Raw genomic sequence first — 10,659 nt, 5'->3', positions numbered from 1 at the left:
TCAGGTATTGGCTGGTCAACGGCGGAATGATCACCCGCAGGGCCTGCGGGATGATCACCTTGCGCAGGGTCGGACCGTTGCGCAGGCCGAGGGAATGGGCCGCTTCGGTCTGGCCATGGCTCACCGACTTGATCCCCGACCGCACGATCTCGGCGATGAACGCCGCGGTGTACACCGTCAGGGCCAGGGTCAAAGCCAGCAGTTCCGGGATCAGCACCCAGCCACCGACGAAGTTGAAGCCTTGCAGCTTGGGCATTTCCCAATGCACCGGCGCGCCGAACACCAGCATGCACAGCGCCGGGATCGCCACGAACAGCGCCAGGCCGGCCCAGAACTTGTGGAACGGCACACCGGTTGCTTCGAAGCGCCGGGTCCCCCAGCGCGCCATCAGCACAATGGCGACGATCGCCACCACGATACTGATCACGAACGGCCAGAAGCCGTCGGCCAACTGGGCCGCCGGCATGTTCAGGCCACGGCTGCTGACGAAGAAGGTGTCGCCGAAGTTGTGGCTGTTGCGCGGCCCCGGCATGGTCAGGAACACCGCGAAGTACCAGAACAGGATCTGCAGCAGCGGCGGAATGTTGCGGAACACTTCCACATACACGGTCGCCAGTTTGCTGATGATCCAGTTCTGCGACAGGCGCGCCACGCCGATGATGAAACCGAGGATGGTCGCCAGGATCACGCCGATGAAGGTCACCAGCAGGGTGTTGAGCAGGCCGATCACGAACACCCGGGCGTAACTGTCCGCTTCGGTGTAGGAGATCAAGTGCTGAGCGATGCCGAAGCCGGCGCTGCGCTCGAGGAAGTCGAAGCCGGAGGTGATGCCCCGGTGCTGAAGGTTGGTTTGAGTATTGTCGAACAAGTACCAGCCAAGCGAGATCACCGCCACAACGGTGATGATCTGGAATAGCCACGCACGCACTCGTGGATCGCTGAGACTGAGCCTCTGCTTTGGTGCGCCGATTGAATTTTGCATGAAGTGCCCCGGGAAGAATGGAACAAGAACATCACCCGGCGGTTGCCCCGCCGGGTGATAGAACCATCAGCGCACTGGTGGTGCGTATTGAATGCCACCGTTGTTCCACAACGCGTTCAGGCCGCGGTCGATCTCCAGCGGAGTGCTCTTGCCGAGGTTTTTCTCGAACACTTCACCGTAGTTGCCGACTTGCTTGACGATCTGTACTACCCAATCCTTGCGCAGCTTCAGGTCTTTGCCGTACTCACCGTCCGTGCCCAGCAGACGGGCGACGTCCGGGTTCTTGGTGGACTTGGCTTCGGCTTCGACGTTCTTCGAAGTGATACCGGCCTCTTCGGCGTTGAGCATGGCGTAGCCAGTCCAGCGCACGATGGCCAGCCACTCGTCGTCGCCGTTACGCACGACCGGGCCCAGCGGCTCCTTGGAAATGGTTTCCGGCAGAACCACGTAGTCCTTTGGCGAGGCCAGCTTGCTGCGCTGGGCGAACAGTTGGGACTTGTCGGAAGTCAGCACGTCGCAACGACCGGACTCCAGCGACTTGGCGCTTTCGTCGGAGGTGTCGAAAGTGATCGGGGTGTATTTCAGGCCGTTACCGCGGAAGTAGTCGGAAACGTTCAGCTCGGTCGTGGTACCGGCCTGGATGCAGATGGTTGCGCCGTCCAGCTCCTTGGCACTCTTGACGCCCAGCTTGTTGTTCACCAGGAAGCCGATGCCGTCGTAGTAGGTGATGAAGCCTGGAAACTTCAGGCCCATGCCGGCGTCGCGGGAACTGGTCATGGTGGTGTTGCGCGACAGGATGTCGATCTCGCCCGATTGCAGGGCGGTGAAGCGCTCCTTGGCGTTCAACTGACTGAATTTGACCTTGGTCGCGTCACCGAACACCGCGGCGGCCACGGCGCGGCAGACGTCAGCGTCGATGCCGAGGATCTTGCCGGTGGCGTCCGGTACCGAGAAGCCCGGCAGGCCGTCGCTCACACCGCACTGCACGAAACCTTTCTTCTGCACCGCATCCAGGGTCGCCCCTGCCTGCGCGAAGCCGCTCATGCCCAGGACAGCGGCGGCCGTCACCACAGCCAGGGTGGATTTCAACATCTTCATTCAAACCTCCAGTCTTGCTCTTGTTGTGTCGGAGCTTGAGTCCTGCCGCACCCTTATGAGGCGCTGTTGACCCGTGTTGGCTTTTTTTAGGGTCAAGCGACGTAGGACTTTAGCTATGAGTCTAGTAGGAGAAAATCCATTTACGAGAAAACCCATATCCCACCAAGCGACCGAACGGGCTGTAGCCCTTGCATGTTCGCGAAGCCCGTAGCGGCCACTGGCGAACGTCCATCAGCGGATCTTTGCTATCCCACACCCGTCGGTAGCCTGTTAGTGTTACCGGCGGGGTGAGCGCAATCACGTCACCGGACGGCTATAGCAAAGCCCGTACCAGACTGTCGGCCAAAGCGGTTCGACCCGGGGTCAAGAGCGAAACTTTCAGCCTTGCGACATCTTCTTCACTGATCAACCGAGCGCGCACCTCGACCACGCACCGTTCAGGCGCGCACGCACACAATTGGAGCAACCATGACCGAGCCCTTGATTCTTCAGCCCAGCAAGCCCGTCGATGCCTGCGTGATCTGGCTCCATGGCCTGGGCGCCGACCGCTACGACTTCCTGCCGGTCGCCGAGGCGCTGCAGGAAAGCCTGCTGAGCACCCGCTTCGTCCTGCCCCAGGCACCGACCCGCGCGGTGACCATCAATGGCGGTTATGCCATGCCCAGTTGGTACGACATTCTGGCCATGAGCCCGGCGCGGGCGATCGATCGCGAACAGCTGGACGAGTCGGCCAAACGCCTGGTCGAGCTGATCGAAGAGCAGCGCGCCAGCGGAATAGACCCTTCGCGGATTTTCCTCGCCGGTTTTTCCCAGGGCGGCGCGGTGGTCCTGCACACCGCCTTCCTTAAATGGCAGGGTGCGCTGGGTGGCGTACTTGCCCTCTCCACCTACGCCCCGACCTTCAGCGACGAACTCGAACTTTCGGCCAGCCAGCAGCGGATTCCGGCGTTGTGCCTGCATGGGCAGTACGACGAAGTGGTGCAGAACTCCATGGGCCGCACCGCCTACGAGCACCTGAAACACCGCGGTGTCACCGTGACCTGGCAGGAATACCCAATGGGCCATGAAGTGTTACCCGAGGAAATTCGCGATATCGGTGCCTGGCTCGGCGAGCGTTTACGCTGAAACTGACAACTTGCGTAGCCCGTTGAGCAACCCACTACGCCGCGCCCGTTTCTTGCATTACACTGCCCGGCGTACATTCCTTAACCAATTGATGAGATGACCGTGCTCAAAGCACTCAAGAAAATCTTCGGTAAAAGCGAGGCTGAGCAGCTCGCGCCAGGCCCCAGTCCTTCTTCTTCCAGTCCCAGCAGCCGCACCGACGGCCATCAGCCGGAACGGAACGCGCCTGCCACCGCCATCAAGCAAGAGTCGGTGCCCCCTGCCGCCCCGGCCGTCCAGACCCCGCCCCGCAGCGACAAGCCCAAGGCCGAACAGCCGCGCCGCGCACGGGCGCCGAAACCGCCGGTGAGTACCTGGAAACTGGAAGATTTCGTCGTCGAACCCCAGGAAGGCAAGACCCGCTTCCACGACTTCAAGCTCGCCCCGGAACTGATGCACGCGATCCACGACCTGGGTTTCCCCTACTGCACGCCGATCCAGGCGCAGGTCCTGGGGTTCACCCTGGCGGGCAAGGATGCCATCGGCCGGGCCCAGACCGGCACCGGCAAGACCGCTGCGTTCCTGATCTCGATCATCACCCAGCTGCTGCAGACCCCGCCGCCGAAAGAGCGCTACATGGGCGAACCGCGGGCGCTGATCATCGCCCCGACCCGCGAACTGGTGGTGCAGATCGCCAAGGACGCCGCGGCGCTGACCAAGTACACCGGCCTCAACGTGATGACCTTCGTCGGCGGCATGGACTTCGACAAGCAGCTCAAGCAGCTCGAAGCCCGGCATTGCGACATCCTGGTCGCCACTCCTGGCCGCCTGCTGGACTTCAACCAGCGCGGCGACGTGCACCTGGACATGGTCGAAGTGATGGTGCTGGACGAAGCCGACCGCATGCTCGACATGGGTTTCATCCCGCAAGTGCGCCAGATCATTCGCCAGACCCCGCCGAAAAGCGAACGCCAGACCCTGCTGTTCTCCGCCACTTTCACCGACGACGTGATGAACCTGGCCAAGCAGTGGACCACCGACCCGGCCATCGTCGAGATCGAAGCCGAGAACGTGGCCAACGCCAACGTCGAACAGCACATCTATGCGGTCGCCAGCGCCGACAAGTACAAGCTGCTGTACAACCTGGTCAACGACAACGGCTGGGAGCGGGTCATGGTCTTCGCCAACCGCAAGGATGAAGTGCGGCGCATCGAGGAACGCCTGGTCCGCGACGGCGTGAATGCCGCCCAGCTGTCCGGCGACGTGCCGCAGCACAAGCGCATCAAGACCCTGGAAGGCTTCCGCGAAGGCAAGATCCGCGTGCTGGTGGCCACCGATGTCGCCGGTCGCGGCATCCACATCGACGGCATCAGCCACGTGATCAACTTCACCCTGCCGGAAGTGCCGGACGACTACGTGCACCGTATCGGCCGCACCGGCCGGGCGGGCGCCGATGGCGTGTCCATCAGCTTCGCCGGCGAGGACGACTCCTATCAGCTGCCGTCGATCGAGGCGCTGCTGGGACGCAAGATCAGCTGCGAAATGCCACCGACCGAGCTGTTGCGCCCCGTGGAGCGCAAGCGCCCCAAAGCCTGACGGCTTAGCGCCCCGGACAAAAAACGCAGCCCGACCACAGGCTGCGTTTTTTTTCGCCTGGATATTGCCGGGCAAAACTAAAAGTCCATAATGGACAAATTAGTTTATCCCCCGAGGGTTCCCGCATGTCCAGCACACCTTCCGTGATTGCCCAGCCTCAAGCCCGCGAGCTGCTGGCCCAGGTCGACGTCCCACAGATCCTGCGCAAACTGTTCCACGACCTGGCCGCCGGGCTTGCCGTGCAGCCGGCGCAGCAGTGGGTGGAATTTCCCCAGGGCGCCGGGGACTTCATCAACTACCTGGGCGTGCTGGCCGAAGACCGGGTCTACGGGGTCAAGACCTCGCCCTATATCGTCCGCGCCGAAGGCCCGCTGGTGACCGCCTGGACCCTGCTGATGTCCATGGACAGCGGTCAGCCCCTGCTGCTGTGCGACGCCGGCGAGCTGACCACCGCCCGCACCGCGGCCACCACCGCCGTGGCCGTCGATGCGCTGGCCACACCCGAGGCCCGGCACCTGGCGATCATCGGCAGCGGTCCGGTGGCCCAGGCCCACCTGCATTACGTGAAAGGCCTGCGCGAATGGCAGTCCATCCGCCTGTACTCCCCGAGCCTGGCCGGCAAATCCACCGCGGACATCGCGCGTCTGAAGGCCCTGGACTCACGCCTGCAGGTCGCCACCCGGCTCGACGACGCCCTGGAGGATGCCGATGTCATCATGCTCTGCACCTCGTCCGCCGGCCCGGTGCTCGACCCGCGCACCCTGGGCAAACCGGCGCTGATCACGTCCATCAGCACCAACGCCCCGCGAGCCCACGAAGTGCCGCCCGCCGCGCTGAACGAGATGCAGGTGTACTGCGACTATCGCCAGACCACCCCCGGCTCGGCCGGCGAGATGCTGATCGCCAGCCAGCAGCACGGCTGGGACAAAAGCGCGATTCTCGGCGACCTGCCCGAGCTGCTCAGCGGCCACGCCGAACGGCCGAACGGGGAACGCCATGTGTTCTTCCGCTCCATCGGCCTGGGCCTGGAAGACATCGCCCTGGCCAACGCCCTGTACCGCCTGCAAGGCACTCTCTGAATCTTGACCTGTAGGAGCGAAGCTTGCTCGCGATTGGCGTTCCCAAGCGAACCACAGTGACAGGCTCAAGATTGATCGCGGGCAAGCCTCGCTCCTACAGAAGCGCGTTATCCCCTTGTTTACGGAGGCTCGAATGACCCAGGCAGACTTCATCATCATCGGCGGCGGCATCGCCGGGGCATCCACCGGTTACTGGCTGTCGCGCCATGGCCGGGTGCTGGTGCTGGAACGCGAATCCCATCCGGCCTATCACTCCACCGGCCGCTCCGCCGCGCTCTACACCGCAGCCTACGGCACCGCCCAGGTACGGGCCCTGACCCTGGCCAGCCGGGACTTCTTCGATGCCCCGCCTGAAGGCTTCTGCGAACACCCGCTGCTGACCCCGCGCGGCGAAATGACCGTGGACTTCACCGGCGACCCCACCGAGCTGAACAACCAGTACCTGAGCGCCAAGGCCACGGTGCCGGAGATGCAGTTGCTGAGCGCCGACGAAGCCTGCACGCGCCTGCCGATCCTGCGCCGCGAGAAGGTCCACGGCGCCCTCTACGACCCGAGCGCCAGCGACATCGACACCGACGCCCTGCACCAGGGCTACCTGCGCGGCATCCGCCGCAACCAGGGCGAAGTGCGCACCGACTGCGAAGTGCTGGGGCTCAGCCGCGACGAACAGGGCCTGTGGCAGGTGCAGACCGCCGGCCAGACCTTCAGCGCGCCGATCCTGATCAACGCCGCCGGCGCCTGGGCCGACCAGGTCGGCGCCATGGCCGGCGCCCAGCCCCTGGGGTTGCAGCCCAAACGCCGGGCGGCCTTTATCTTCGCCGGCCCCGAAGGCGTGGATATTCATCACTGGCCGATGCTGGTGAGCCTGGACGAATCCTTCTACATGAAGCCCGACGCCGGCATGTTCCTCGGCTCGCCGGCCAACGCCGACCCGGTGGAGCCCCACGACGTGCAGCCGGAAGAGCTGGACATCGCCATGGGCATCTACCAGATCGAAGAAGCCACCACCCTGACCATCCGCCGCCCGACCCGCACCTGGGCCGGCCTGCGCAGTTTCGTCAGCGACGGCGACCTGCTGGCCGGCTTCGACACTAGGGTGCCGGGCCTGTTCTGGGTCGCCGCGCAAGGCGGCTACGGCATCCAGACCTCGCCGGCCATGGGCCAGGCCAGCGCCGCCCTGGTCCGCGGCGAAGCCCTGCCGGAACAGCTGACCCGCTTTGGCCTGGACGCCACCATGCTCTCCCCCGCCCGCCTCGGCTGACCCCGCTCAGGTGACGCGCCCCGACGATTGCGCCACACTCGCAGCGCCCTGCCTTGCAGGGCGCTGACACCGCCTGGAGAACCACCCCCATGACCACACCCGCACAGGACCCTGCCCTGGACAACTTCCGGGCGATCGCCGACGCCATCGCCACGCTGTTTTTCCCCCATGCCGAGGTGGTGCTCCACGACCTGCGCACGCAGAAGATCGACTACATCGCCAACAACATCTCCAAGCGCGAAGTGGGCGACGATGCGGCCCTGGACGACATGCTCGGCGAGGACGTCAACGAACGGAACATCGGCCCCTATGAAAAGCTCAATTGGGACGGCCAGAAGATCCGCAGCCTGAGCACCGTGCTGCGCGACGGCAACGGCCAGCCGCTGGCGGTGCTGTGCATCAACCTGAATATTTCGCTGTTCGAGAACGCCAAGGCGGCGCTGGACCTGTTCCTGTCGCCGAGCAAACTGATCCCGCAACCGGACTCGCTGTTTCGCGACGACTGGCAGGAGCGGATCAACACCTTCCTGCACAACTGGCTGCGCGAACGGCAGCTGGGCCTGAACCTGCTGACCCGCGAACACAAGCGCGAACTGGTGCTGGCGCTGCACGCCGAAGGCGCCTTCAAGGGCAAAAGCGCCGCCAACTATGTGGCCAACGTGCTGAACATGGGACGGGCGACGGTGTACAAGCACCTGAAGGAATTGAAGGGCTAGCACCCTTTTAACAGCATCGCGGGCAAGCCTCGCTCCAACAAAACCGTAGGAGCGAGGCTTGCCCGCTATGGCGTTCTCCACGAACGCCGCACGGCATCAGTCGCCGTAGATGTCGGACTTGAAGTACTGCTCGGAAATCTTCTGATACTCGCCACTGGCACGAATGCCATCGATGGCAGCATTCAACTGGCTGACCAGCTCGGCATTGCCCTTGCGCACCGCGATCCCCGCCCCCTCACCCACGTATTTCGGGTCCTTCAGCTCCGGCCCGACAAACGCATAGCCCTTGCCTCGCGGCATCGACAGAAAGTCATTCAGCGGAATGGTGTCGGCGAAGATCGCATCGAGGCGCCCGGCCGCCAGGTCCATGTAGATCTCTTCGTTATTGCTGTAGCGCTTGACGTTGATGCCCTTGGGCTCGAACACCTCGGTGGCGTAGCGGTCGGTGGTGGTCGCCCGTTGCACACCGACATTCTTGCCCTTGAGGCTGGCGTACTGGTCATCGACCGTCGCGCCTTCCTTCATCACCAGCCGCGAGGAAGTGAAGTAGTACTTGTGGGTGAAGTCGACCGACTTCTTGCGGTCTTCATTGATGGTCATCGACGACAGCGCGGCGTCGATCTTCTTCACTTTCAACGAAGGAATCAGGCCGTCGAATTCACCCTCGACCCATACGCACTTGACCTGCATCTGCGCGCACAAGGCATTGCCGATGTCGTAGTCGAAACCGACGATCTCACCTTTGTCGGTTTTCGAGGCGAACGGCGGATAAGCCGCCTCGATGCCGATGCGCAGGGTCTTCTCGGCGGCGAACAGACTGCTGCACGCCAGCAGGCTCAGGGCCAGGCCACTGATGAGGGGGAGTTTCTTCATGTTCGTTCTCTCGCGGGTTGTTGTTGGTATGGCAAGACAGAAGGAAGGAGCGAAACAGGTGGGGCTTTTTTGTACTTGTAAATCCATACTGGACTTTTATGTACATAGCGTCAATGGAGCGGGCGCAGTTCATCGCGCCTTTGGTCGAGCGGCTGAGTCAGTGGGAAAGCAGGGAAATGAGGTGTGGCGGGCGGCCCTATCGCGGGCAGGCCTCGCTCCTACAGATATTCGCCGCTTCTGTAGGAGCGAGGCTTGCCCGCGATGACGGACTTGCGGTCCATACACAAGGATCGGGCAGTCACTTTTTCCAGCGATCCGCCGCCGCATGGTCGCTGTCGCGGCCTTCCACCCAGCGCGGACCGTCGGCGGTGGTTTCCTTCTTCCAGAACGGTGCGCGGGTCTTCAGGTAGTCCATGACAAAGGCACAGGCGTCGAACGCCGCCTGGCGGTGGGCGCTGGCGGCACCGACGAAGACGATCGGCTCGCCCGGCTCCAGCGCCCCGATGCGATGCAGCACTTCCAGCTTGAGCAGCGGCCAGCGCTGCTCGGCCTCGGCGGCGATCTTGCCCAGGGCCTTTTCGGTCATGCCCGGGTAGTGCTCGAGAAACATCCCGGCCACATCCAGGCCATCGTTGAAATCCCGCACGTAACCGACAAAGCTCACCACCGCGCCGACGCCGACATTCGCCGCCTGCATCGCGTTGACTTCCGCCCCCGGATCGAAGGCGCCGGCTTGCACGCGAATCGCCATCTCAGCCTCCGGTCACGGTGGGGAAAAACGCCACTTCGTCGCCGTCGCTCACCGGCTCGTCGAGCTGGCAGAGGTCTTCGTTGCGGGCGCACATCAGGTTCTGTTCGCTGAGCACCTCGGCGCCCTCGCGCTGGGCCAGCAAGGTGCGCACGTCGTCGATCGTGGCGAAATCGCCGCTGACCCGCAGCGAGTCCACACCCAGCGCCTCGCGGTAGCGGGCGAAAAACTTCACGGTCAGGTTCATGCTTCACCCGCCTGGTAATGGCCGCTCTTGCCGCCCAGCTTCTCCAGCAGGCGCACGCCTTCGATGGTCATGCCGCGGTCCACGGCCTTGCACATGTCGTAAATGGTCAGGGCGGCGACGCTGGCGGCGGTCAGGGCTTCCATTTCCACCCCGGTCTGCCCGGCCAGCTTGCAACGGGCGACGATACGCACCGCATCTTCGCCTTCGGCGCTGAGCTCGACCTTGACGCTGGTGAGCATCAGCGGATGGCACAGGGGAATCAGATCGCTGGTCTTTTTCGCCGCCTGGATGCCGGCGATGCGTGCCACGGCGAACACGTCACCCTTGGGGTGACCGCCGCTGACGATCATTTGCAGGGTTTGCGGGAGCATGCGCACCCGCGCTTCGGCCGTGGCTTCACGGGACGTCACGGCTTTGTCGGTGACGTCAACCATATTGGCGCGACCTTGGGAATCGAGATGAGTCAGCACAGCCTTACTCCTGATCAGGACAGCCGATTGTAAACCCGGGGGTCAATTTCCCGCACCCATGATTACGCGCGGCGACCGGTCGTCGTTGTCGCAGGCAAGGCAGCAGACACAATGGGCACAAAAAGACGGGCGGCCTCGCGGCCGCCCGTCCGGTGAAGGTTACAGATGGGTCTCGGCGTATTCGGCCAGGATTGAGCGCGGTACCCCTTGCAGGGTGATGTGCACCCCGTTGGGGAAGTCCTTGAAGCGTTCAGTCAGGTAGGTCAGCCCGGAGCTGGTCGCGGACAGGTAAGGGGTATCGATCTGCGCCAGGTTGCCCAGGCACACCACTTTGGAACCGGCGCCGGCACGGGTGATGATGGTTTTCATCTGGTGCGGGGTGAGGTTCTGGCTGCTGGTGTCCGTGCCGGCCATGTTCACCCAGCTGTACAACACCGATTTCGCCAGTGTGCTGTTCAACGGCGTCAGCCTGCTGGACCTGCTGC

The 10,659-nt window shown here is 63.6% G+C and carries 11 protein-coding genes and 1 pseudogene; 5 read left to right on the top strand and 7 right to left on the bottom strand.

Features of this window, described 5'->3' with window-relative positions; genetic code table 11:
- Positions 1–982: amino acid ABC transporter permease (locus ACQKQA_RS28145; RefSeq protein ID WP_427564492.1), on the bottom strand; the 982-nt coding region annotated here is incomplete at its 3' end.
- A gap of 66 nt (positions 983–1,048) precedes the next feature.
- On the bottom strand, positions 1,049–2,080 hold the full coding sequence (locus ACQKQA_RS28140) for an amino acid ABC transporter substrate-binding protein (protein WP_427564491.1): 1,032 nt from the start codon (positions 2,078–2,080) through the stop codon (positions 1,049–1,051).
- Between the two features lie 468 nt (positions 2,081–2,548).
- On the opposite strand from ACQKQA_RS28140, the gene ACQKQA_RS28135 reads away from it, so the two are divergent.
- The 5 genes from ACQKQA_RS28135 to ACQKQA_RS28115 all read left to right on the top strand — a co-directional run bounded on the left by ACQKQA_RS28135 (position 2,549) and on the right by ACQKQA_RS28115 (position 7,836).
- Positions 2,549–3,205, top strand: a complete 657-nt coding sequence (locus ACQKQA_RS28135; protein WP_427564490.1) for an alpha/beta hydrolase — start codon at positions 2,549–2,551, stop codon at positions 3,203–3,205.
- A gap of 96 nt (positions 3,206–3,301) precedes the next feature.
- Entirely contained in the window at positions 3,302–4,780 is a 1,479-nt protein-coding gene (gene rhlB, locus ACQKQA_RS28130; protein WP_427564489.1) for an ATP-dependent RNA helicase RhlB, read from the top strand.
- A gap of 125 nt (positions 4,781–4,905) precedes the next feature.
- Positions 4,906–5,859, top strand: coding sequence for an ornithine cyclodeaminase family protein (locus ACQKQA_RS28125; RefSeq protein ID WP_427564488.1), 954 nt, complete (start codon positions 4,906–4,908; stop codon positions 5,857–5,859).
- A gap of 133 nt (positions 5,860–5,992) precedes the next feature.
- The gene (locus ACQKQA_RS28120) at positions 5,993–7,120 is read left to right on the top strand and encodes an NAD(P)/FAD-dependent oxidoreductase (RefSeq protein WP_427564487.1); all 1,128 of its coding nucleotides are present in this window, start codon (positions 5,993–5,995) and stop codon (positions 7,118–7,120) included.
- An 89-nt stretch (positions 7,121–7,209) separates the two neighbouring features.
- Positions 7,210–7,836, top strand: coding sequence for a helix-turn-helix transcriptional regulator (locus tag ACQKQA_RS28115; protein ID WP_427564485.1), 627 nt, complete (start codon positions 7,210–7,212; stop codon positions 7,834–7,836).
- 96 nt (positions 7,837–7,932) lie between these two features.
- Here the strand turns inward: ACQKQA_RS28115 and ACQKQA_RS28110 are convergent, their stop codons facing one another.
- The 5 genes and pseudogenes from ACQKQA_RS28110 to ACQKQA_RS28090 all read right to left on the bottom strand — a co-directional run.
- A complete protein-coding gene (locus ACQKQA_RS28110) occupies positions 7,933–8,709 on the bottom strand; it encodes an ABC transporter substrate-binding protein (RefSeq protein ID WP_427564482.1) in 777 nt (258 codons plus the stop codon).
- Positions 8,710–9,007: 298 nt separating this feature from the next.
- Positions 9,008–9,460 carry a molybdopterin synthase catalytic subunit MoaE gene (gene moaE / locus ACQKQA_RS28105; protein ID WP_427564480.1) on the bottom strand — a complete coding sequence of 151 codons (453 nt, stop codon included), beginning with the start codon at positions 9,458–9,460 and terminating at the stop codon, positions 9,008–9,010.
- A gap of 1 nt (position 9,461) precedes the next feature.
- Positions 9,462–9,704: a MoaD/ThiS family protein gene (locus tag ACQKQA_RS28100; RefSeq protein ID WP_427564478.1), complete on the bottom strand. Its 243-nt coding sequence runs from the start codon at positions 9,702–9,704 to the stop codon at positions 9,462–9,464.
- Positions 9,701–10,174: a cyclic pyranopterin monophosphate synthase MoaC gene (gene moaC / locus ACQKQA_RS28095; RefSeq protein ID WP_044461325.1), complete on the bottom strand. Its 474-nt coding sequence runs from the start codon at positions 10,172–10,174 to the stop codon at positions 9,701–9,703. The genes ACQKQA_RS28100 and moaC overlap by 4 nt, the downstream gene beginning before the upstream one ends.
- A gap of 159 nt (positions 10,175–10,333) precedes the next feature.
- Positions 10,334–10,564: pseudogene (locus ACQKQA_RS28090) on the bottom strand (PhoH family protein); the annotation flags it as partial.
- Positions 10,565–10,659 lie beyond the last annotated feature (95 nt).

It is taken from the genome of Pseudomonas sp. NPDC089530, from assembly GCF_050280705.1.
Classification (GTDB): Bacteria; Pseudomonadota; Gammaproteobacteria; order Pseudomonadales; family Pseudomonadaceae; genus Aquipseudomonas.
This window is presented reverse-complemented; position numbering and strand designations above follow the sequence as displayed.